General features: G+C 61.2%; 20 protein-coding genes. 15 read left to right on the top strand and 5 right to left on the bottom strand.

Annotation, left to right across the window (positions count from 1 at the left end; all coding sequences use genetic code 11):
- The first annotated feature begins 17 nt into the window (after positions 1-17).
- From LOY55_RS27175 to LOY55_RS27130, 10 genes are all read left to right on the top strand, one after another.
- Positions 18-695, top strand: a complete 678-nt coding sequence (locus LOY55_RS27175) for a riboflavin synthase (protein WP_109787331.1) — start codon at positions 18-20, stop codon at positions 693-695.
- Between the two features lie 16 nt (positions 696-711).
- Positions 712-1,803 (top strand): bifunctional 3,4-dihydroxy-2-butanone-4-phosphate synthase/GTP cyclohydrolase II, encoded by a 1,092-nt coding sequence (ribBA, locus tag LOY55_RS27170; RefSeq protein WP_007944233.1) that lies wholly within the window; start codon positions 712-714, stop codon positions 1,801-1,803.
- Positions 1,804-1,894: 91 nt separating this feature from the next.
- Positions 1,895-2,371, top strand: a complete 477-nt coding sequence (ribE, locus tag LOY55_RS27165) for a 6,7-dimethyl-8-ribityllumazine synthase (protein ID WP_003185938.1) — start codon at positions 1,895-1,897, stop codon at positions 2,369-2,371.
- Positions 2,368-2,868, top strand: a complete 501-nt coding sequence (nusB, locus tag LOY55_RS27160; RefSeq protein ID WP_008033741.1) for a transcription antitermination factor NusB — start codon at positions 2,368-2,370, stop codon at positions 2,866-2,868. Before ribE ends, nusB begins: the two co-directional genes overlap by 4 nt.
- An 18-nt stretch (positions 2,869-2,886) precedes the next feature.
- Complete coding sequence (gene thiL, locus LOY55_RS27155; RefSeq protein ID WP_109787332.1) at positions 2,887-3,852, top strand: thiamine-phosphate kinase; 966 nt, start codon at positions 2,887-2,889, stop codon at positions 3,850-3,852.
- The gene (locus LOY55_RS27150) at positions 3,849-4,352 is read left to right on the top strand and encodes a phosphatidylglycerophosphatase A (RefSeq protein WP_109787333.1); all 504 of its coding nucleotides are present in this window, start codon (positions 3,849-3,851) and stop codon (positions 4,350-4,352) included. Before thiL ends, LOY55_RS27150 begins: the two co-directional genes overlap by 4 nt.
- Positions 4,353-4,373: 21 nt before the next feature.
- Entirely contained in the window at positions 4,374-5,105 is a 732-nt protein-coding gene (locus tag LOY55_RS27145) for an ABC transporter substrate-binding protein (RefSeq protein WP_109787334.1), read from the top strand.
- 282 nt (positions 5,106-5,387) lie between these two features.
- Entirely contained in the window at positions 5,388-6,005 is a 618-nt protein-coding gene (gene ribA, locus LOY55_RS27140; protein WP_046028778.1) for a GTP cyclohydrolase II, read from the top strand.
- Positions 6,002-6,421 carry a hypothetical protein gene (locus LOY55_RS27135; protein WP_046028775.1) on the top strand — a complete coding sequence of 140 codons (420 nt, stop codon included), beginning with the start codon at positions 6,002-6,004 and terminating at the stop codon, positions 6,419-6,421. The genes ribA and LOY55_RS27135 overlap by 4 nt, the downstream gene beginning before the upstream one ends.
- Positions 6,421-7,221 (top strand): cobalamin-binding protein, encoded by an 801-nt coding sequence (locus LOY55_RS27130; RefSeq protein ID WP_223525623.1) that lies wholly within the window; start codon positions 6,421-6,423, stop codon positions 7,219-7,221. Before LOY55_RS27135 ends, LOY55_RS27130 begins: the two co-directional genes overlap by 1 nt.
- A 100-nt stretch (positions 7,222-7,321) precedes the next feature.
- Here the strand turns inward: LOY55_RS27130 and LOY55_RS27125 are convergent, their stop codons facing one another.
- The 5 genes from LOY55_RS27125 to LOY55_RS27105 all read right to left on the bottom strand — a co-directional run bounded on the left by LOY55_RS27125 (position 7,322) and on the right by LOY55_RS27105 (position 13,808).
- Positions 7,322-9,205, bottom strand: a complete 1,884-nt coding sequence (locus LOY55_RS27125) for a TonB-dependent receptor domain-containing protein (protein ID WP_223525622.1) — start codon at positions 9,203-9,205, stop codon at positions 7,322-7,324.
- A gap of 187 nt (positions 9,206-9,392) precedes the next feature.
- Positions 9,393-11,291, bottom strand: coding sequence for a 1-deoxy-D-xylulose-5-phosphate synthase (dxs, locus tag LOY55_RS27120; RefSeq protein ID WP_109787337.1), 1,899 nt, complete (start codon positions 11,289-11,291; stop codon positions 9,393-9,395).
- A 92-nt stretch (positions 11,292-11,383) separates the two neighbouring features.
- Entirely contained in the window at positions 11,384-12,271 is an 888-nt protein-coding gene (gene ispA, locus LOY55_RS27115; RefSeq protein WP_077431191.1) for a (2E,6E)-farnesyl diphosphate synthase, read from the bottom strand.
- Positions 12,268-12,510, bottom strand: a complete 243-nt coding sequence (locus tag LOY55_RS27110; RefSeq protein WP_007894317.1) for an exodeoxyribonuclease VII small subunit — start codon at positions 12,508-12,510, stop codon at positions 12,268-12,270. The genes ispA and LOY55_RS27110 overlap by 4 nt, the downstream gene beginning before the upstream one ends.
- 155 nt (positions 12,511-12,665) lie before the next feature.
- Positions 12,666-13,808, bottom strand: a complete 1,143-nt coding sequence (locus LOY55_RS27105) for a Fic family protein (protein ID WP_223525621.1) — start codon at positions 13,806-13,808, stop codon at positions 12,666-12,668.
- A gap of 279 nt (positions 13,809-14,087) precedes the next feature.
- Here LOY55_RS27105 and LOY55_RS27100 point away from each other — a divergent pair, with 279 nt between their 5' ends.
- From LOY55_RS27100 to LOY55_RS27080, 5 genes are read left to right on the top strand one after another with little or no spacing between them, the layout of a single operon-like run.
- On the top strand, positions 14,088-14,879 hold the full coding sequence (locus tag LOY55_RS27100) for a YfaP family protein (RefSeq protein ID WP_046028768.1): 792 nt from the start codon (positions 14,088-14,090) through the stop codon (positions 14,877-14,879).
- 51 nt (positions 14,880-14,930) lie between these two features.
- The gene (locus tag LOY55_RS27095; protein WP_046028766.1) at positions 14,931-16,643 is read left to right on the top strand and encodes a DUF2138 domain-containing protein; all 1,713 of its coding nucleotides are present in this window, start codon (positions 14,931-14,933) and stop codon (positions 16,641-16,643) included.
- A complete protein-coding gene (locus tag LOY55_RS27090; protein WP_046028765.1) occupies positions 16,613-17,278 on the top strand; it encodes a DUF1175 domain-containing protein in 666 nt (221 codons plus the stop codon). Before LOY55_RS27095 ends, LOY55_RS27090 begins: the two co-directional genes overlap by 31 nt.
- Positions 17,275-21,840, top strand: coding sequence for an alpha-2-macroglobulin (locus tag LOY55_RS27085; protein ID WP_223525620.1), 4,566 nt, complete (start codon positions 17,275-17,277; stop codon positions 21,838-21,840). Before LOY55_RS27090 ends, LOY55_RS27085 begins: the two co-directional genes overlap by 4 nt.
- Position 21,841: 1 nt before the next feature.
- Positions 21,842-23,461, top strand: coding sequence for a DUF2300 domain-containing protein (locus tag LOY55_RS27080; RefSeq protein ID WP_223525619.1), 1,620 nt, complete (start codon positions 21,842-21,844; stop codon positions 23,459-23,461).
- Positions 23,462-23,464 lie beyond the last annotated feature (3 nt).

The following is a 23,464-nucleotide window of genomic DNA, read 5'->3' as shown; positions in this document are numbered from 1 at the left end:
TTCTCGAGGAGGACCACATGTTTACCGGCATTATCGAATCCATCGGCAGTATTCGTGCATTGACCCCAAAAGGCGGAGATGTGCGGGTCCACGTAGAAACCGGCAAGCTCGACCTGAGCGACGTCAAGCTGGGTGACAGCATCGCGGTCAACGGCGTGTGCCTGACGGCGGTTGAACTGCCGGGCAACGGCTTTGCCGCCGACGTCAGCCGCGAAACCCTCGACTGCACCGCCATGAACGACCTCAAAAGCGGCAGCCCGGTGAACCTGGAAAAAGCCCTGACCCCGACCACTCGCCTCGGCGGGCATCTGGTCAGCGGTCACGTCGATGGCGTGGGTGAAGTGGTTGCCCGCACCGAAAACGCGCGTGCCGTGGAATTCCGCATCCGTGCGCCGAAAGAACTGGCCAAGTACATCGCCCATAAAGGCTCGATCACCGTCGACGGCACCAGCCTGACCGTGAACGCGGTCGATGGCGCCGAATTTATGCTGACGATCATCCCGCATACCCTGAGCGAAACCATCATGGCGTCGTACCAGCCAGGTCGCCGGGTGAATCTGGAAGTCGACTTGCTGGCCCGTTACCTGGAGCGCCTGCTGTTGGGCGACAAGGCCGCCGAGCCGAGCTCTTCGCAAAAGCCTGGCAGCACCATTACCGAAAGCTTTCTGGCCGCCAACGGCTACCTCAAATCCTGACCCAAGGGGGTGCCTTGTGGCGCTCAATAGCATCGAAGAACTGGTTGAAGACATCCGCCAAGGCAAGATGGTCATCCTCATGGATGACGAAGACCGCGAGAACGAAGGCGACCTGATCATGGCCGCCGAGTGCTGCAAGCCCGAGCACATCAATTTCATGGCCAAGCACGCCCGTGGCTTGATCTGCATGCCGATGAGCCGCGAGCGTTGCGAGCTGCTGAAGCTGCCGCTGATGGCGCCACGCAATGGTTCCGGTTTCGGCACCAAGTTCACCGTCTCCATCGAAGCCGCCGAAGGCGTGACCACCGGCATCTCCGCTGCCGATCGTGCGCGCACCGTGCAAGCCGCTGCCGCCAAAGACGCCAAGGCTGAAGACATCGTCAGCCCGGGTCACATCTTCCCGCTGATGGCCCAGGCCGGCGGCACCCTCGCTCGCGCAGGCCACACTGAAGCGGCCTGTGACCTGGCGCGCATGGCCGGTTTCGAGCCGAGCGGCGTGATCTGCGAAGTGATGAACGACGACGGCACCATGTCCCGTCGTGCTGAACTGGAAGCGTTCGCCGCTGAACACGACATCAAGATCGGCACCATCGCCGACCTGATCCACTACCGGATGATCCACGAACGTACCGTTCAGCGGATTGCCGAGCAGCCACTGGACAGCGAACTGGGCCAATTCAACCTGGTGACCTATCGTGATTCCGTGGAAGGCGACGTGCACATGGCACTGACCCTGGGCACTGTCTGCGCCGAAGAACCAACGCTGGTTCGGGTGCACAACATGGACCCCCTGCGCGACCTGTTGATGGTCAAGCAGCCGGGCCGCTGGAGCCTGCGCGCCGCCATGGCCGCGGTTGCCGAGGCTGGCAGCGGCGTGGTGCTGTTGCTCGGTCACCCGCTGGATGGCGACGTGTTGCTGGCGCACATCCGCGAAACCGCTGACCAGGCGGCGGTGAAAAAACCGACCACCTACAGCATCGTCGGTGCCGGTTCGCAGATCCTTCGGGACCTGGGCGTGCGCAAAATGCGTCTGATGAGTGCGCCAATGAAATTTAATGCGATATCCGGTTTCGATCTGGAAGTTGTAGAATACGTGCCCTCCGAATAATGACCGGTTATTTCCAGTCCTTGATTCGCGGTTAACACATCACTGAGGGACGCGTAGAAAACGCGTCCCGGCTCTTTAAGAGATCTAACGAATGACCCTGAAGACCATCGAAGGTACCTTCATCGCCCCTAAAGGCCGCTACGCTTTGGTAGTGGGCCGTTTCAACAGCTTCGTCGTTGAAAGTCTGGTCAGCGGTGCAGTGGATGCCCTGGTTCGCCACGGCGTAAGCGAAAGCGACATCACCATCATCCGCGCTCCTGGCGCCTTCGAAATTCCGCTGGTTGCGCAGAAAGTCGCTCAGAAGGGCGAATACGCGGCAATCATCGCCCTGGGCGCGGTCATTCGTGGCGGTACTCCGCACTTCGAATACGTGGCGGGCGAATGCACCAAGGGCCTGGCCCAGGTGTCCATGGAATTTGGCGTTCCAGTCGCGTTCGGCGTGCTGACCGTTGATTCCATCGAACAAGCCATCGAACGTTCCGGCACCAAAGCCGGTAACAAAGGTGCCGAAGCTGCCCTGTCCGCTCTGGAAATGGTCAGCCTGCTGGCGCAGTTGGAGGCCAAGTGATTAGCGACGAAAGCGATCGTTTCAACCCGCGCGATCCAAAGCCTGCGGATGCCGGCAAGCCATCGAAAAGCGTCAAGCGTCGCGAAGCCCGTCAGCTCGCAACTCAGGCGCTGTACCAATGGCACATGGCCAAGCAGTCGTTGAACGAGATCGAAGCGCAGTTTCGGGTCGATAACGATTTCAGTGATGTCGACGGTGCCTACTTCCGTGAAATCCTCCACGGGGTTCCGGCACAGAAGGACAAGATCGATGCGGCGCTCAAGCCTTGCCTCGACCTGACCATCGAAGAACTGGACCCGGTTGAACTGGCGGTATTGCGCCTGTCCACCTGGGAACTGCTCGAGCGCGTCGACGTGCCGTACCGCGTTGTGATCAACGAAGGTATCGAACTGGCAAAAGTCTTCGGTTCCACCGACGGCCACAAGTTCGTCAACGGTGTACTCGACAAGCTGGCCCCACGTCTGCGTGAAGCTGAAGTCAAGGCGTTCAAGCGCTAATTAGCGCTTGGGTCTGCGATGGGCGAGTTTGAGCTGATCCGCAATTTCTTCGCCGCCGCGCCTTGTGCGCAGGGCGGCGAAGGCGTTGCCCTTGGAATCGGCGATGACTGCGCCTTGCTGGCTGTTCCCCCCGGGGAGCAGTTGGCGATTTCTACCGATACGCTGGTGGCCGGTGTACATTTCGCCGACCCTTGCGATCCGTTTCTGCTCGGTCAGCGCTCGCTGGCCGTAGCGGTCAGCGATCTGGCCGCCATGGGCGCCACCCCCGTTGCCTTTACCCTTGCCCTGACCTTGCCGACGGTGACCGCCGATTGGCTGCAAGCCTATGCCCGTGGTTTGAACCTGATGGCGCAAGGCTGCGGCGTGGCGCTGGTGGGCGGCGATACCACCCGTGGGCCGCTGAGCCTGACCATGACCGTGTTTGGCCGTGTGCCGGTCGGTCAGGCGCTGACCCGCAGTGGCGCGAAGCCGGGCGATTTGTTGTGCGTCGGTGGCGAGTTGGGCAATGCGGCCGGGGCACTTCCACTGGTGCTTGGCCAGCGGATGACCGAGACGGCCATTGCCGAGCCATTGCTGGCGCACTACTGGGCGCCACAACCGCAACTCGCGTTGGGCCAGGCGTTGCGTGGCAAGGCGACATCGGCGCTCGATATCTCCGACGGCTTGCTCGCCGATTGCGGGCATATTGCGCTCGCCTCGCAGGTCGGCATTCAGGTCGAGCGTAGTAAGTTGCCTTTGTCGAAGGCATTGGTCGCCTTCCTCGGCCAGTCCGATGCTGAAATGGCTGCCCTGAGTGGCGGCGACGATTACGTGCTGGCCTTTACCCTGCCGTCCGTCGAATTGCCTGCCTTGCTGACCGATGGCTGGCCAATCCATGTGATCGGGCGCGTTGTGTCGGGGCAGGGCGTGCAACTGCTGGACGCCGCAGGACAAGACATCACCCCGCAAACCCGGGGCTATCAACATTTTCGGGAGACACCGTGACAGATCATCCCAAACAGGTCCCGGCGGAGTTCGTACCGCCATCGGTCTGGCGCAATCCCTGGCACTTCCTGGCGTTCGGCTTCGGCTCGGGCACCCTGCCAAAAGCACCGGGCACCTGGGGTTCGTTGGTTGCGCTACCTTTTATTCCGTTGTGGCAGATGCTGCCCGATTGGGGTTACTGGCTGATGCTCGGCATCACCATGCTGTTCGGCTTCTGGCTGTGCGGCAAAGTAGCCGACGATTTGCGAGTGCACGACCACGAGGGCATCGTCTGGGACGAAATGGTCGGGATGTGGATCACCCTGTGGCTGGTGCCGGAAGGTTGGTACTGGTTGCTGGCGGGTTTCCTGATGTTTCGCTTCTTCGACATTCTCAAGCCCTGGCCGATTCGCTGGATCGACCGGCATGTGCATGGCGGCGTCGGGATCATGCTCGACGACGTGTTGGCAGGCGTATTTGCCTGGTTGGCGATGCAAGGGCTGGTACGGATGTTCGCCTGATGGGCGAAGAGAGGGTTCAGGATGGCTCTGCGCGGGTTGGTGGTGATGTTTTTCGCCCTGTTTTGCTCGCTTGCACAGGCGGGGGACGAGCCGCCGACCGTGATTCATCTGGCCAGCGAAGAATGGGAAGACTACACCGCTGCTGACGGGCATGGCCTTGGCTGGGACGTGTTGCGGGCTATCTTCGAGCCGGCCGGGGTCAAGCTGGACATCCGCATTGAACCTTATACCCGCGCCGTGGGCCTGACCCAGCGCGGTGACGTGGATGCCTGTGTCGGCGCGTATCACAATGACGTCAGCGACCTGCTATATCCGCGCTGGAATTACGATACCGATCACATCTATGCCCTGGGCCTGGCCAGTCATCCGGTGCCGACCCCGCAGACCCTCGGCAACTATCGACTGGCCTGGGTCCGCGGTTACGAGTACCAGAATTACCTGCCCAACGTGCGTCGCTATAACGAGGTCATTCGGCGCACCGGCATTTTGTCGATGCTGATTCACGACCGCGCCGACTTTTACATCGATGCGCTGACCGAGATCGATTACGTCCTCAAGCGGGCCAAAGATCCCTCCCTGTTCCGTCGCACGCCTATCGCAGAATTGCCGCTTTACCTGTGCTTCGCCAATACGCCCAGGGCTCGTACGTTGATGGAGTTGTTTGACCAGCGCATGGATACGCTGGTGAAAAGCGGTCAGTTGAAGCCGATCTTCGAGCGCTGGAAACAGCCTTACCCCTTTGACGCGAACTGAACACATGTAGCCGCTGGCGAAGCCTGCGTTCGGCGGCGCAGCCGTCGTAAATTCAGGTGGCGCGGTGTATCAGACTGATCGAGTGTGCAGGTTTCACGACGGCTGCGCCGCCGAACGCAGGCTTCGCCAGCTGCTACAGGGGATCTGCACGCCGGGCGTCAGGCGTCTGAGATCTAACATTTTGATCGTTATGTCCCATAATTCAGCCTAAGCGTCTGTAGGAACCTGCTGTTACAATGCCGCGTCTGCGAATCTCCAGTAATTATGATCAGGAGCACACCGGTGCCTGTCGTTTTTGTCGCCGCTTCCAAGCTGCCAACGCCTTTTGCGCAATTCACCATGCATGGCTTTCTCGATGAAGCCACTGGCCGCGAGCATGTCGTGCTGAGCCTGGGTGATTTCGCCGACGGTGCCCCGGTACTCGGCCGGCTGCACTCCGAATGCCTGACGGGCGATGCCTTGTTCAGCCAGCGTTGCGACTGCGGTTCGCAACTTGAAGCCGCCTTGCAGGCCATCGCCCGTGAAGGCCGTGGCGTATTGCTGTATTTGCGCCAGGAAGGCCGTGGCATTGGCCTGCTGAACAAGATTCGCGCCTATGAGTTGCAGGACGGCGGTGCCGACACCGTTGAAGCCAACGAGCGTCTGGGCTTTGCTGCCGACCAGCGCGACTACGCCATGTGCCTGCCGATGCTTGAGCACCTGGGGGTGAAGTCCGTGCGCCTGATGACCAACAACCCACGCAAGGTCAAAGCCTTGACCGACATGGGCATCGTGGTTGCCGAGCGCGTGCCGCTGCACACCGGTCATAACCCGCACAACAAACTTTACCTGGCCACCAAGGCCAGCAAGCTCGACCACATGATGGGCAACGAGCATCAGGGCGAGGCGGATCGGGCGTGACCCGCGGTCAGGTTCGGCGTCGACTGTCGTTCAATTGGTGGCAATACCTGGCGTTGGCCTTGTTGCCGCTGTTCGTGATCAACGGTGTGTTTGGCCAGGGCGAGGCCATCCTGCCGGTGCTGGCGATGCCATTGTTCATCGCCGGTGTCGCCTCGATGTTTGTCAGCCTGAAGTTTTTCGGTGGCTACAAGCACGCGCTGATCGCCACTCAAAAAGCCCTCGACACCCCTGAAGAGCCCGCTGCCTGGATCGCCCTGGCCGCCAAGCGGCGTACCGCGTTCCTGGCGGCTGCATTGCCCGCCTGGATTGGCGCGCTGGCGGTATTCGTCGGCCTCGAAGCCGTGCCATTGGTGTTGCTGGCACTGTCGACCACGGTGTTGTTCTACCTCTACCGTATTCCGCGTCAACTCGGCTGATGTTGCGCTATTGGCTGGCGGTTTTGCTGCTGGCCGTCAGCGGTTCGGCGGCTGCCGTCGAACGAGTCGTCAGTCTGGCGCCGTCCCTCTCTGAAATCGTTGTCGAACTGGGATCAGCCGACCTGCTGGTCGGTGTCCTGGATGCCGGTGAGCGTCCCGCTGAACTCAAAGACCTGCCTTCGGTGGGCCGCTACGGTCAGTTGGATATGGAGCGCTTGCTCAGTCTCAAACCCGATTTGCTGTTGCTCTGGCCGGGCAGCGTTGGCCCGGCCCAGCGCGAGCAGCTCAAGCGATTGAACATCCCCACCTACGTCGCCGAACCGCATTCGCTGGAACAACTGACGGCGCAGATTGAAGCCATTGCCATGCAACTGGGCCGCCCGGAACGTGGACGTTCATTGGCTACCGATTTGCACCAGCGGCTGGAAACATTGCGTCTGCGCTATCGGCGAGACACGCCATTGCGGGTGTTCTATCAGGTGTGGGACCGGCCGTTGTACACCGTTGGTGGCGGTCAGATTATCAGCGATGCGTTGGCGGTCTGCGGCGCCCGCAACGTGTTTGCCGACCTGACATTGCCGGCACCGCAGGTCAGTGTCGAAGCGGTGTTGCAGCGTGATCCCGAGGTGATTCTGGCCAGTGATCAGGCGCAGTTGGACGCGTGGAAGGCGTGGTCGCAGGTCGCGGCGGTGAAGCAGGGGCAATTGTTGCTGGTAACGGACAAAGGCCTGGAGCGGCCGAGTGGACAAATGATCGAAGCGACGGCCAAGCTGTGCCAGTTGATCGTACCATCACGCTGATCGTTCCCGCGTTCTGCGTTGATCGTTCCCACGCTCTGCGTGGGAATGCCGCCACGGGATGTATTCCCACGCGGAGCGTGGGAACGATCAGGTGATCAAGTTAAATTGTCGGTGTCCAGGTCACCCCGAACATCAATGCCCGACCTTCTTCGCGGTACCCATACTGATTGCTGTCGTGGCTGTACAAGGCCCGGCTGTAGCCTTTGTCCAGCAGGTTATCGACCTTCAGCTCAAGCTTGATCTCACGATCGAGTTCCCAACTGCTGCGCAATCCGAGCAACGCATACCCACCCAACGGCTGCTCATTGTTCAAGTCGTCGTAGCTGCTGCTGACGGCTTGCCAACTGGCACCGAGACCGAGGCGATCAAACTGTCGATCCAGGTCCAGACTCAACGTCCGTCGTGCCCGGCGAGCCAAGGTGTGGCCGGTGTCGCGATCGCGAGGGTCGATGATTGCGACGCCAAGGTTGCTCTGCCAGCCGAACAACTCCTGTTTCAACGCAGCTTCAAACCCGTTGATCCGTGCTGAAGCGACGTTCTCTGGCCGAGAGTTGCTGCCGAAAATAATCGCGTCTTCGAGGTCCGTGCGGTATAGCGACGCTTCCAGTCGACTGGTTTCAGTCAACTGGCTGCGCCATTGCAGTTCATAGCTTTTCGACGTTTCAGGTTTCAGGTCCGGGTTGCTGAAATCCGGGTAGTACAAGTCATTGAACGTCGGCGCACGAAAGCCTTCGCTGTAGCTCAGCAGTACGTCGTTGTCCGGGTTCAGCGGCAAAGTGAAGGTGCCGCTCCAGCTGTTCTGACTCCCAAACTGCTGGTTCTCGTCGTGGCGCAGGCCCAGCTCAGTGGAAAAACTGTCCGCACGGTAGTGATGCTGGAAAAATGCCGCGCGGTTCCAGCGACTGTCTTCATCGAAGGCCGTGCTGCTGTTGACCCTGTCTTCGTACCAGTCGCCGCCCAGGAGCAGGTTGTTACGGTCGTTGAGCGTCAGGTCGTTCTGCCAGTTCACCGAGTCGCGGTAGGTGTTGAATACGCTGCGTTCATCGCTGAGCTTGTCTGAGGTTTTCTCGCGGTTTTCGCTATGGCCGAATTCGAGGCGGGTTTTCCAGGCGTCGTTGACCCGTGCATCGACGTAACTGCTGACGCTGCTCACGGCGAAATCGCTGGAAGGCTGCTGCTGGACCGACTCGAAAGTGGTGGTGTCGAAGCGGCCAAACGGGTTGTCGAACTCGCTTTTGCCCCGGTTATCCAAGACGTTGGCGCCGATTTCGAGATCGTCGGTGAGCGCGTGGCTCACGCTGAAACTGACCGATTGATTGCGGTACTCATCGTGATCGCCATCACTGGGAAACGACTGCTGCGTGCGATTGATCCCGGCGGTTTCATTGAGGCTGGCACCGAGATTGAAGCGGGTTTTCTCATCGCCGCCGGACAGCCCGAGGCTGCGTTCCCAGGTCTGGTAACTGCCAAATCCCACGTGCATCCGCGGTTGCAGGCCTTGCTCGTCACCACGGCGGGTGAAGATCTGAATCACCCCGCCGATAGCGTCGCTGCCATAAATCACCGAACGGGAGCCGCGCAGCACTTCCACGCGCTCGACCTGTTCGATGTTGATGTGCTGCAGGTTGCTGTCGCCCGACGTCGAATTGCCGATGCGCTGACCGTCCACCAGCACCAGACTTTGCGCCGACTGAGTGCCGCGAATGTAAACCCCCGGCAGACTGCCGCGCCCGCCGGTTTGCGTAACTTGCACACCCGGCACCCGGCTGAGCAGGTCGGTGATGCTGTTCGGCTGCAGGCGGTCGATGTCTTCGCGGGTGAATACCGTGTTGGCGGCGCTGCTGTCGTTGCGCGCTTCAACCTGACGGTTGGCAGTGATCAGAACGTCCGGCAGCTTCAGGGCTTGATCGCGTTCGAAGGTATCGGCCAGCAGCTGGCCGGCCGGCAGCAGGGTCAGCGTCAGGGCGAGGGGGGAGAGTTTCATTGGCAATCCGTTGGCTCGTTCTAGCGAACACAATTTTGATAGGTCCACAAAACACTGTGGGAGCGGCGGTGCGGCGATCCGACTTGCCCGCGAAGGCGTCGGCACGATCAACATTGAAGTTGGATGTGCCGGCCTTTTCGCGGGCAAGTCGGATCGCCGCACCGCTGCTCCCACAGGGAGAGTGTATTTAGCGGTTCAGCAGTTGCAGGCGTTCGCGGATCGAAGCTTCGATCCCGGCCTCGTCCAGCCCGCACTCGGCCAGCATCTGCGCAGGCTTGGCGTGTTCGACGTAGAGGTCCGGCAAGCCCAGGTGCAGCACCGACTTGAGGATGTTCTCGCGCGCCAGGAATTCACTGACCGCGGCACCGGCACCGCCCATGATCGCGTTTTCTTCGATGGTCACCAGCAGCTCATGGCTGGCGGCGATGTCACGAACCAGCGCTTCATCCAGCGGTTTGACGAAACGCATGTCGACCACGGTCGCATCCAGCGTCTCGGCGACTTTCAGCGCCTCGGCCAGTTGCACGCCGAACACCAGCAGGGCGGCTTTGTTGCCCTGACGACGAACGATGCCTTTGCCGATTTCGATCGGTTGCAGGTCCTTCTCGATGGGCGCGTTCGGCCCCGAACCGCGCGGATAGCGCACTGCCGCCGGGCCGTTGTAGAGGTGGCCGGTGGTGAGCATTTTACGCAATTCGTTTTCGTCGCTCGGGGTCATCACCAGCATGCCGGGGATGCAGCGCAGGAACGACAGGTCGAAGCTGCCGGCGTGCGTCGGGCCGTCTTCGCCCACCAGACCGGCGCGGTCGATGGCGAACAGCACGTCGAGGTTTTGCACCGCGACGTCATGGATCAATTGGTCGTAGCCGCGTTGCAGGAAGGTCGAGTAAATCGCCACCACCGGTTTCGCGCCTTCGCAGGCCATGCCGGCGGCGAGGGTTACTGCGTGTTGTTCGGCAATCGCCACGTCGAAGTAGCGCAGCGGGAATCGTTCGCTGAACGCCACCAGGTCCGAGCCTTCTTTCATCGCCGGGGTGATGCCGACCAGGCGTGGATCGGACGCGGCCATGTCGCACAGCCATTCGCCAAAGACCGCCGAATACTTCGGCCCGCCGGCTTTCTTCGGCGCGGCGGCCGGTGCGTCCAGCGGTTCGAGTTTGGTGATGGCGTGGTAACCGATCGGGTCGACTTCAGCGGGGGCGAAGCCTTTGCCTTTCTTGGTGACGACGTGCAGGAACTGCGGGCCCTTGAGGTCGCGCATGTTGCGCAACGTGGCGATCAGGGTCGGCAGGTCGTGGCCATCGATCGGGCCGATGTAGTTCCAGCCCAGCTCTTCGAACAGCGTGCCGGGTACCAGCATGCCTTTTGCGTATTCTTCGGTGCGACGGGCGATTTCCCAGGCGCCTGGAAGACGCGAGAGAACTTTTTTGCTGCCCTCACGCATGCTCGCATAAGTGCGGCTGGAAAGAATTTTCGCCAGGTAGTTCGACAGCCCGCCGACGTTGCGCGAGATCGACATGTCGTTGTCGTTGAGGATCACCAGCATGTTGGCGTCCACTTCCGGCGCATGGTTCAGCGCCTCGAACGCCATGCCGGCGGTCAACGCGCCGTCGCCAATCACTGCAATCGCCTTGCGATCGCTGTTTTGCAGACGGGCGGCAATCGCCATGCCCAGTGCAGCGCTGATCGAGGTGCTGGAGTGGCCGACGCCAAAGGTGTCGTACTCGCTCTCGGAACGACGCGGGAAGGCGGCGACGCCATCCTTCTGGCGCAGGGTGCCCATGCGCTCGCGACGGCCGGTGAGGATTTTGTGCGGATAAGCCTGATGACCCACGTCCCACACCAACCGGTCGTCCGGGGTGTCAAAGACGTAATGCAGCGCGATGGTCAGCTCGATGACGCCCAGGCCGGCGCCGAAATGCCCGCCGGTCTGACCGACCGTGTAGAGCAATTCCAGGCGCAACTCATCGGCCAGGGTTTCCAGCTCGGCTTCGCCTAACCGGCGCAGGCCGTCCGGCGTGTTGGCGCGGTCGAGCAGGGGCGTGGTCGGGCGTTTGCGGGGAATCTCATGAAACGTCGTGGGCATCAGGCGAATCGTTATAGGTATAAAAGATGCGGCAGTTTACCTGATGCTTCGCCCCCTGCCCACGCGTTGGTCTTAACTTGGCCGATACGCTGTCAGCTACGCCGTTCGACGATGTAGCGGGCCAGATCGCGCAAGGGCTCGGCGGCCGCGTCAAACGGTCGCAGCGCGTGCAGGGCCTGGTCGCGCAGTTCCAGCGCGTAGGCCTTGGCCGCGTCAAGACCGAGCAGCGCCGGGTAGGTCGGCTTGTCGCGAGCGATGTCAGCGCCCTGGCGCTTGCCGAGGGTTTCGGTATCGCTTTCGACGTCGAGAATGTCGTCCTGGACCTGAAACGCCAGGCCGATGGCTTGTGCATACGTTTGCAGCGCTTTGAGTTCGTCCTTCTCGGCGCGGCCGCTGGCCAGGGCGCCGAGTTTGACGCTGACTTCGATCAGCGCGCCGGTCTTGTGCCGGTGCATGTACTCAAGGGCTTTTTGATCGAGCTTGAGGCCAACCGAGCCGAGGTCGATGGCTTGACCGCCGACCATGCCCGCCGGGCCTGCCGCGACGGCCAGTGCGCTGACCATCTGCAGGCGGATCTCGGCGTCAGCTTCGTTCAGGTGCGGGGCAAGCAGGGCGCTGAAGGCCAGGCTCTGCAAGCCGTCGCCAGCGAGGATGGCGCAGGCTTCATCGAATTTCTTGTGCGTGGTCGGCTGGCCGCGACGCAGATCGTCATCGTCCATGGCCGGCAAATCGTCGTGCACCAGAGAATACGCGTGGATCAGCTCCACCGCGCAGGCCGCACCGTTGGCTTGCTCGGCCTTGCCACCCAATGCTTCGCAGGCGGCATAGGCCAGCAGCGGGCGTACGCGTTTGCCGCCATTCATCACGCTATAGCGCATGGCTTCATAGAGGCGGGCGAGTTCAGGGCCTGGCGCGTTGAACAGGGTTTCCAGGGCCGCGTTGACCCGGGCCTGGCTGGTCGCAGAGTACGCTGCAATCATTCTGGCTGATCCGCGTCGAAGGGTTCCTCGGCCAACTCGCCATCACGCTCGAGCAGCACTTGAACCTTTTGCTCGGCCTGGGCCAGCGCCGCCTGGCAATCGCGAGTCAGACCGATGCCTTGCTCGAAAGCCGTCAGCGAGTCTTCCAGCGACAATTCGCCGTTCTCCAGACGCTCCACCAGCGTTTGCAGGTCAGCGAGAGATTGTTCGAAATCCAGTGCAGCTTTTTTGCGGGCCATGGCGGCTATTTCCGGTTGACGTTAAACCGGCGCGACACTAGCAGACATGGGGGTTATGGGCAAATGAGCAGGGCAGTTCTGCCACAGTGCCGGCGGCAACCGTTTCAACTGCGACGCAGGCTTCGCCAGCTGCTACAGGTCACCTTATGGCTTAATTATGTTGAGTCATCCGGATAGTGGACTTGATAGCGGGTACTACGCCCACCGCCGGGCAGGCGTTGCAGGCAACCCTTCTCCAGCAACTCAGCCAAATGACGGGTCGCGGTGGCTTTCGATACTTTCGCCACAGCTTGATATTGAGCCGCACTGATCCCGTCCTCGAAGCCTCGCTCACCACCGTCCAGCAAGCGATTCAGTACCTTAATCTGCTCGGCTGACAATTTTGAGTCCCGATGCGCCTGCCAGAAGCGCGCCTTGCCCAGTACCGCTTCGATTCGCGTCATGGCCTGCTGCAAGCTGCGCAGCAGTGTTTGCAGAAACCATTGCAGCCACTCGGTAATGTCCGTGGAGCTTTTCTGGCTGGTTTCCAGCACTCGGTAATAGCTGGAGCGGTCCTCCAGGATGCTCGCCGACATGGCGTAGAACCGGATCGCCTGCGCCTCTCCCTGAGCCAGGGCGAGATCGGTAATGGTTCGCGTGAGGCGACCATTGCCATCGTCAAAGGGGTGCAAGGTGACGAACCAGAAGTGCGCGATGCCGGCCCGCAGCAATGGATCGAGCCCGTTCTGCTTCTGGCTGGCTTCAAACCAGGCAAGAAACGTATCGAGCTGCTGTTCAAGCCCAGGCCGTGGCGGTGCTTCGAAGTGAATGGTCGGTTTGTCCAGTCGCCCGGACACCACCTGCATCGGTTCATCGCCGCGCAGTTCGCCGATTCGGATCGCCCGGGCGGCGAAGTTCATGTCCTGATCCGGAAACAGCCATGTATGCCATTCCAGTAACCGCGGCAGTGTCAGCGGTTGCGCAAAGTGCTGAGTGGCATCGAGCATTAACTGCGCCAGCCCTTCGCTGCGTTGGCTGACTTTATCGCCATTGACCACCTCCAGACCCAGGCGCCGCGCCAGCGATGAGCGGACCGAGCCCACATTGAGCTGTTCGCCCTCAATGGCTGAAGACGTCACGATGTTTTGTAACAGCGCATCCAGTTCGTTCTGTGCGCTGAGTGAGCTATCTACGGAACTGGCCATGCCCATCAACTGACCTTGCGCCTGCACGCACTCACGCAATAGCGGCGTCAGGCGTTCGGATTGCCAAGTGAAATTCGGCCATTCGGGCTGTTGCCAAATCCAGTGAGGTGCCATGACCACGGGTAACTCCAGAGTGAATGAGCCGAATAATAGTCTTATTCGGCTCATGTTGTGAGCCGAATAAGATCGCTATTCGGCTCACGCCCCAAACTTCTTCGTGATGGCTACAACAAATCAAGATGTATCTGATTGTTAAAAAACTGCCGAATCGCTAACCTTCGCGCCAACTACGACCCAATAGTCACGGGTCTTTTTGACGAAACGCAGTATTTGGATCTGTAACGCGCCGAGGATCGGGCGCAAGGTTTCGTTATGCATGGCAGGAGGCGTCACATGCGTTCACTTCTTTTGCTGCTGATAGGGCTGGTCTGCGCGAGCGCGGCCTTGGCCGAGCCTGCGGCCGTGCTGTCGGAGCCGGTCGGTGGCTGGCGCTTCAACGGCCTGCTCGACCGCAGCGAAAATCCTCAAGTCGCCTACCCCACGCCACCCATCGACCGAGGGGTGCAGCGCAATCGCACGATGATCGAAGGCCAGCTCAAGGCCTTGGGCACTCAGCGCGGGCCGCACACGTTGGCGGTCAATGGCAATCCTTTGAATCTGTACACCGACGAGCAGGGGCGGTTTGCCCGGCCGTATGCGTTCGGCGCCGGTTCCAACAGCGTCGAAGTGCGCAGTGCCGAAGGTCAGTCGCTCAAGCGCGTTCAATTCTATGAAGCCAACAACCTGCGCACCCCGGCACGGATTCGTGTGGTGTTGGGTTGGGATGATCCGAAAGCCGAACTCGACCTGCACATTGTCACCCCCGACGGTCAGCATGCGTTCTGGGCTCATCCGGCATTGACCAATGGCGGCGGCCTGGACCCGGACGGTGTCGACGGCCCCGGTCCGGAAATGTTCACCATGACCGCGCCGCTGCGTGGCACCTATCTGGTTTACGTGAACTATTGGGGCAACTTCGGCAACGGCGGCTATAACTTCGATGAGACCAGCAACCAGAACGAGGTGATTACCTCGCAGATCAACCTGGTGCTCAACGAAAACACCGTCGACGAAAAACGCGAGACCTTCATCGTGCCCCTGCGGGCCATCGGTGACCTGCTGCTGGTCAAGACTTTCAACTATTAAGCATCCCGCTCCACGGATGAATTGCTGAACTTTGGGAACATGAGCGTAAACATGAGCGAAAAGACTGTTTCCCCGGCCGCTGAAACGCCTGCTGCCAAAACTCCTCGCCGCTGGCCGGCGCTGCTGGTCGGGCTGTGCCTGGTGGCGGGCGTGGCGGGCGGTCTGGGCTGGTTCATGCACAAACCCAAGTTGCCGGTGGCGGCGCTGGCCAGTGACAAACTGGGCATGAGTCGGCCGGACGGCCTGCTCGAAACCCGCTCCTTGAGCCAATTGCCCAAGGACTTGCTGGCGGTGCCGTTCCTCAAGGAAACCCTGACCGAAGATTTCGTCTTCTATTACGAAGCGCATGCGGATCGCCTGGGGTTAATCGGCAGCCTGCGGCGGATAATCTACGAGCATGACCTCAAATTGCAGGACAGCCTGATCGAGCAACTGTTCGATCAACCGGCCGACGTGGCGCTGTGGCGCGGGGCGGATGGCCGGCTCAAGGATTTCCTGCTGGTGATGGATCGCGGCGGTCTGGCCAAGGTGCTGGAACCGCTGGCCAAAGTGGCGCTGGACGATGCGCAACTGACAACGCTTGGCGAGGTGAAAGTCGGCACCGACGAGGTGGCGCTGTACCAGCTCACCTACAACAACAGCAAAGCGCTGGTGTTCGCCTCCCATGGCGACAAACTGGTGGTGCTGTCCAATCCCGCCAAACTCTATGACCCGGCCAATGGTCCGAGTGAAGAGCCGGGCAGTGTCTCGACCCTGGCGCTGGCGGCATTGCTCAATGGCGACAAACTGTTCCCGGAGGCGTTCGGCCTGCCACCGCGCGCACCGGAAGTGAAGCAACGCCTGTCGGTCAATTCCAGCGTCCTGGCCATGGGGTATCAGCGCTTCATCCCGAACTTCGCCGGCGTCCGTTTCGACATGGACGACAAGGGCTGGCACAGCTTCCTCGCCCTGGATGAACTGGAGGATCAGCCGGACTTCGACTTCAAGCCGATCTGGCAAGCCATGCCGATGGGCGCCAGTGCCTGCGTGGCTTTGCCGCTCGCCGCCGAACAACAGAAACCGTTGCTGGTGAAACTCGGCGCCGAAGAACCGGTGGCCGAGGCCCTGACCGAACACATGGCCGGCGCGGCGGGCCTGTGCTGGTACGCCGATTCTCGTCTCTACACACCGTTGCTGGTGGCCAGCCTGAACGACAAGGGCAGCGCTAAACTCGATGCGGACCTGGGCACTTTGTTCGGCTCGATGGTCGGTGCCTTTGAACCCAACGTTGAAGAACACGCCTTCCCGGTGGTCGAGAAACAGACCGACCAAACTCATCAATGGCTGCGTCAGGTCAGCTCCAACTTCGGTCCTTATAAAGCCAAGGAGGCGCAAGACCCGGAAGCGATCTCCGGCAAGGCTTTCATGAAAGTCAGCCTCGCGCGTCACGGCTCGACGCTGCTGTTCTCCCTCGACGACAAACTCGTCGACAAGGCCCTCGGCACCCTCGACAAGCGCTTCCCGCCGATGGCCGACGTGGTGCCCAAAGACCTGCTGATGCCGATGTACTTCGGTCCGGATTCCATGGCGCAACTGATGCAACAGGAAACCCTCGACAGCCTGCCGCAAGACATGGAGCCGGTGTTTTACAACGCCGCGCAAACCTACCTGATCCCGAAACTGCGCAAGCTCGGTGGTTATGGCAAGTACGCCCTGACCTTGCCTGAAGGCAGCGAGCCCGACGGCCACTGGCAATGGCTGCCGCTGGAGTGGAAAGCCCTGTGACCGCACTCATCCGAGGCCTCGGCTTGCTGGCGATGTTGCTGGGCAGTCGCGCCTTTGCCACTGAGGCGGCGCCGCTGGACCCGCAGCAGTCCCAGGTGTTTCGCGCCTGGTTTGTGCGCATCGCCCAGGAGCAACTGACCCAAGGCCCAAGCCCGCGCTGGTATCAGCAGGACTGTGCCGGGCTGGTGCGTTTCGCGGCCAACGAAGCGCTGAAAGTCCACGACGATAAATGGCTGCGCAGCAACGGCTTGTCCAATCGCTATCTGCCGCCAGAGCTGCAATTGAGCGAGGCCCAGCGCGGCCTCGCCCAGCAATGGCAGCAGGGCGGTGGCAAGGTCGGGCCGTACGTCAACGCGATCAAACTGATTCAGTTCAACAGTCATCTGGTGGGCCGTGACGTGGCGCAAGCCCGGCCCGGCGACCTGATGTTTTTCGATCAGGGCGACGACCAGCACCTGATGATCTGGATGGGCCGCTACATCGCCTATCACACCGGCACCACCACCCCCACTGACAACGGCATGCGTTCGGCAAGCCTGCAGCAACTCATGACATGGAAGGACACCCGATGGATACCCGACGCAGCCAACCCCAACTTCATCGGCGTCTATCGACTGAACTTTCTCTCCCAATGACCGGTGCCCGCATGCTGCGTTTTCTGCCTCTACTGTTGGTATTAGTGCTGCCTTTTTCGGCGGTCAATGCCGAAGACACCGTCGAGCCGAGCGGCTATACGCCGGTGGCCGGCGAAAGCTTTTTCCTGCTGGCCGACAGCAGTTTCGCCAGTGACGAACAGGCCATGGTGCGCCTCGAAGCGCCGGGTCGCGATTACCGTCGGTTCCGCATGGAGCCTTATGGCGGCGCCGACATTCGCGTGTACCGCATCGACAAACCGCTGGATTTTCTCAAGCGCCAGAAGAACCTGCACCGCGTGGTCAGCGATGGTCAGTTCAAGGGTGAAGGCCTGTCGAATACCCTCGCGTACCTGTGGGACAACTGGTACCGAAAATCCCGTCGCGTGATGCAGCGGGCGTTCTCCTACGAGTCGCGTCAACAGGTCACCGAGGAAGTGCCGGAACTGAAGATGGGCAATGCGATGTCGGCGCCAACGCCCTACGACGCTCAGCCACAATTCGCCCTGATCCCGGGCCTGCCGGTGGTCAGTCAATTCCGCTATCCGCTGTGGCAAGCCAAACCGATCCAGCCACCGACCGGGGTGAACCTGGCCGGCTCTTCCAGTGAGTTCGTCAGCGTTGCACCGGGCAATGTGTACATCCCGTTGGGCAACCTGAAACCGGGTCTGTATCTGGTGGAAGCGTTGATCGGCAAATACCGTGCGACGACCATGGTGTTTGTCTCGAACACCGTGGCCGTGAGCAAGATTGCCGGTGATGAACTGCTGGTCTGGGCCGCGCGCAAACACGAAGGCAGTTCGGTGCCCAAGGTCAATGTGCTGTGGACCGATGGCCTCGGCGTAATGAGCAGCGGCGCCACCGATGCCGATGGTTTGCTGCGTCTGAAACACGTCAGTCCCGAGCGTTCGTTCGTGATTGGCGAGGACGAAGAGGGCGGGGTGTTTGTCTCCGAGAACTTCTACTACGACAGCGAAATCTACGACACTAAACTCTACGCCTTCACCGACCGGCCGCTGTATCGGCCGGGGGATTGGGTGTCGCTGAAAATCGTCGGGCGCGAGTTCAAGAATGCCCGGGATTCAGTGGCACCGAGCGCTGCCGACGTCAACGTGACCGTGCTCGATGCCACTGGCACGGCGCTGCAATCGCTGGCGCTGAAACTCGATTCCAAGTCCGGCACACAAGGTCGCTTCCAGTTGCCGGACAACGCGGTGGCGGGCGGTTATGAGCTGCGTTTCAGCTACAAGGATCAGGCTTACAGCAGCGCGTTCCGGGTCGCCGAATACATCAAGCCGCACTTCGAGATTTCGCTGAACCTGGCCAAACAGGATTACCGCACCGGCGAACCGGTCAAGGGCAGCCTGGTGTTGTTGTACCCGGACGGCAAACCGGTGGCCAATGCCAAATTGAGCCTCAGCCTGCGTGCCCAGCAATTGTCGATGGTCGACAACGAGCTGCAATACCTCGGGCAATTCCCGGTTGAGTTGACCAGCACCGAACTGACCACCGACGCCAAGGGCAACGCGACCCTCGACCTGCCGGCCGCCGAGAAGCCGAGCCGCTACATGCTCACCGTTTTCGCCAGCGATGGCGCTGCGTATCGGGTCAAGACCACCAAGGAAATCCTCATCGACCGTGGCGCGGCAAGCTTCAGCCTGAGTGCGCCGCGTCGCTTCAGCGCGGTAGGCGACAAGGTTGCTTTCAGCTACGTCAATGAAGGCGCCAACGAGCAGAGCAAAGCGGTGACGCCGAGCAGCTACAGCTGGGTGCGTCTGGAGGACCAGACCACTGGCGAGGGCAAACTCGCGGCCACCGATAAAAGCTTCACTCTGGCCTTCGACCGTCCGGGCACTTACAACCTGACGTTGAAGGATGAGCATGGCCGCGTGATTGGCGCGACCGGTCATTCGGTCACCGGCGACGGCGTCAAAGCCGTGCCGGGCACCGTGGAAATCGTCCTCGATAAACCCGAGTACAAGGCCGGCGACGAAGCCCTGGCATTGATCACGTTCCCGGAGCCGATCAGCGATGCGCTGCTGTCACTGGAGCGCGACAAGGTCGAGGCCACGGCGTTGCTGTCCAAGGGCGGTGACTGGTTGAAGATGGAAAAACTCAGCGACACCCAGTACCGCGCGCGCATCCCGGTGAAGGACAGTTTTGCGCCGAACCTGACCTTCTCCGTGCTGTACACCAAGGGCGGCCAGTACAGCTTCCAGAACGCCGGCATCAAAGTGATTGCACCGCAAATCGACGTGGCCATCGCCACCGATAAAGAGACGTATCAGCCCGGCGATACCGTGTCGGTCGACCTGACCACGCAGTTCGCCGGCAAGCCGATTCCGGCGCACCTGACCGTCAGCGTGGTCGACGAAATGGTCTACGCGCTGCAACCGGAAGTCGCGCCGACCATCGACCAGTTCTTCTATCACCCGCGTCGTAACAACGTGCGCACCAGCGCCAGCCTGTCGTTCATCAGCTACGACGTTGCACTGCCGGGCAGCCCGGGCGCACCGGGCAAAGCCAACCGCAGTGAGCGCGGGGTGAAAGTGCTGGAGCGGCCGCGTCGTGAAGACGTCGATACCGCCGCGTGGCAGCCGGAACTGCTGACCGATGCCAACGGCAAAACCCGCTTCACCTTCAAGATGCCGGACTCGCTGACTCGCTGGCGCATTACCGCCCGGGCCATCGCCGATGACGGTCAGGTCGGGCAGAAGAAACAGTTCGTGCGCTCGGAAAAACCGCTGTATCTGAAGTGGAGCGGCCCGACCAAATTCCGTAGCGGCGACCAGCCTTCGCTCGGTGTTTTCGCCTTCAGCCAGGCAGAAAAGCCGGTCAAGGCTGAGCTGGTGATTCACTTCGCAGGCACCGAACAACGCGTGCCGGTGACGCTGAACAACGGCATCAACTACATCGCACTGCCCGCGTTCGCCTTGGCTAACGGTGAGTGGACCGCTGAGCTGGTACAGGACGGCAAAACCGCCGACGCTTTGGCTGTGCGTCTGACCGCGACCGGCGAAGGTTGGCAGGTCACACAAAGCCAAAGCCTGGACGTGGCCAGTGGCAATACGCCGCTGACATTGCCGGCAGACGCCAGCGACATTCGCCTGCGTCTGGATGACAGCCCGCAAGCGCTGTTCCGTTCGGCGCTGGATGATCTGTTGAGCTACCCGTACGGTGGCGTCGAACAGACGTCCAGCCAGTTGTTGCCGCTGAGCATCGCTTACCCGACCTTGTCGTCGAATCCGCAAATCCGTGATCGCTTGCGTTTGATCATGCAGAACAGCCGTCTGCGTCTGGTGCAAATGGCCGGGCCATCCGCGAGCTTCACCTGGTGGGGCATGGACGGCGAACCGGATGCCTTCCTCACCGCTTACGCCTACTACGCCGACTGGAATGCCAGCAAAGTGCTGGATCTGAGCCTGCCGCCGGAGCATTGGCAGCGGGTGCTGGAGGTCTATGCCAAGCAAGCCAAGAACACGCCGCTGTTGCAGCGCGCGCTGATCCTGTCGTTCGCCAAACAAATGCAATTGCCGGTGAACACCTTGCTCAGCGGCTTGATGGACGATCTGGCGAAAGCCGGCGAGGGCAATGCCGCCAACCTGATGGAGGACGGCGAAGACAGCCTCGTCATGAGTGATCCGGATTCGGCGCTGGGCCTGGCCGCAGCACGTACCTTGACCGCCTCGTTGGCCAAGCAGTCGAAGGTCGCTCTGCCGGACGCGTTCAATCGGCAACTGGCGGCTGCGCAGCAACGGTTGGCGGTCAGTTCCCAGCCATTTGCCGAAGCGCTGAACCTGTCGCTGCAAGCCTTCGATCAGGCTCACGCGACAGCGCTGTTGCAACGGTTGCTGCCACAGCAATCGACGCTGGAGCGCGCCCTGGCGCTGACCTGGTTGCAACGCAGCATCGAGCAGGCGTCGCCGACCATCGCCCTGGCACCGGGCGAAGGCTGGAAGAAAAACTACGGTGATACCGGTGAGATGTACTGGACGTGGCAGGGCGCTACGCCTGTGCCGGCGGTGTTGTCGTTGAGTGGGGAGCAAGAGCGTCCCTTGCGTGCCGCGCTGAGCTTCCAGACCAGGCAACCTGCGGTTGATCCGATGGCCGTGACCATCACCCGTCGCCTGTCGCGTCTGGTGCCGGGTGACGAAGCCTTCACCTTCAAACTCGAAGCGGTCGGCTCCCAGCCGTTGTCCAGTGACAGTCTGTACCTGGACGAAGTCATCGTTACCAGCAAAGCCGCCAAACCGCTGCGTTACGGCATGCTCGAAGTGCCGTTGCCGCCGGGTGCCGATGTAGAGCGCACGACGTGGGGCATCAAGCTGATGGGCAAGGCGGGTACCGAACCGACTTCGCTGGAAAAAGCGCGTTTTGAACCGGGGCAAATGGCCTATGCCATTCCGGTGGATGCCTTGAGCGGTGAGTTGCGCCTGCGGCATCTGGTGCGTTTCTCGCAGAAAGGCCAGTTCAACCTGCCGCCGGTGCGTTTCACTCAGGTCTACGCGCCGCAACATCAAGCGCAGGAGCAGAAACCGGCCCTGGGCCAGGTCACGGTCAACTGACATGACCCGACCTCTGGTCTGGTTACTGCTGTGTTTGATCCCTGCGCTGGCGACAGCGCAGGACGAACTATTGCGGCTGGGCTTTAACGGTGAATTGCTGTCGCTGAGCCGGACTCAGGTGATAGCCCGCGAGCCCATGCCCGCTGATTTTCAAGCGCCGCTGGGCAGTCTGTGGAAGTTGTTCGTTTATGGCTGGCTGGTGGATACCGGCGCCCATGAATCGCCTTATGAGTGTCACGGCCAGTCGAAGGACGAAGTGTATTGCTGCACGGCCGGCGGAAAAATTGAGCGCGATCAGGCGTTGGTCAAATCCTGCGGCTTGTACTTTGAGCCGGCGCGTCTGGGCATTGTTTCTGCTGATTGGCGCCAGTATTGGCAAAACCGACAAGCACCGGAGTGGCTACTGGACTTGCCATCGTTAAAGCCTTCCACGCGAGTTTCCGTCGCTGAATTGCTCAAGGTGCTGGCCGTGATGCCGGCGCAGGATCAGGCGCGGCGAGTGTTGCTGGACGTGGTGCTCAATGCCGCTGATGGCAATGTCGTGGGGGAACTCGGGGGCCGCTTGCGGGTGAAAACCTGGAGCTGGTTGGGCGATCAGGACCCGTCGTCGCGTCAGGGCGGGTTTGCCGGTTGGACCGCTGCTGGCGCGCCGATCTGGGCCGGTGGGCGCGGGACCAGTCAAATGGTGCTGCGCCATTACGGTCAGGCGTTGTCGTCGGTGTTGCCGGTTGATTGGCCCCTGGAGGCGGGGCGCTGCGTTGAAGTCGGGCTATTTTCTCGCTACCCGATCGGGCGCGTTCTGGCGGGTGATCGTGTTGTTGATTCGGGGCCATTGCAGGGCGACTATCGCGTTGAATTCAGCAACGGCAACCAACTCGATATTCACAGCGACGGCGAACTGTTTCTGCTCAAGGACAAGCTCGTCGCCCGTCTGGATCGTGAAGAGTACGTCGCTCGTGTCCTTCAGCGTGAAGCCAAACCGGAACCCCTCGAAGCCGCCAAAGCCCTGGCCATTGCCATCCGCACCTACTTGCTGCAAAACGCCACCCGCAACGGCGACTGCCTGAGTATCGACGACAGCAGCAGCCGTCAACGCGTCGCCCCGCGACCAGCCACCGCCGAATCGCGCCACATCGCCGCCTGGACCAGCGATCTGGTGCTGGCCGGCAGCACCGTCACCTACCACTCCGACCAACCCGGTCCGGACAAACTCTCCTGGACACACGCCGTCGAGCAAGCCAACGCCGGCCAACGCTTCGACGCCATTTTGCTGCACGCCTACCCACGCGCCAGTCTCAGCCGCTGGGACAACCCCGTCGCCTCCTGCGAAGCGCTGCCCGCCGCGCAAGACTGGCTGCAAAAGCAGCGTCGCGGCTGGCGCCTGCGCCTCGAAAGCGAAGTCGGCTACAACGAAGTCAGCACCTTCGCCGTCTGTCGCCTGGCCTTCGGCCGGCCCTATGTCGACCGCGAACGCCAGCGCATTTACGTGCGCGGCGTGCTGTCGCTGCAAGACCGCCTCGACCTGACTCACGAATACCTGCACCTGGCCTTCGAAGCACACCCCAACGGCCAGGATGAAACCTACATCGAAGGGCTCGCCCGCCACCTCTTGCTGGAATAGGCC

The sequence above is a fragment of the Pseudomonas sp. B21-040 genome (genome assembly GCF_024748695.1).
In the GTDB taxonomy this organism is placed as follows: domain Bacteria; phylum Pseudomonadota; class Gammaproteobacteria; order Pseudomonadales; family Pseudomonadaceae; genus Aquipseudomonas.
The sequence above is the reverse complement of the archived record's forward strand: the minus strand, read 5'-3'. Positions and strand labels throughout refer to the sequence as shown.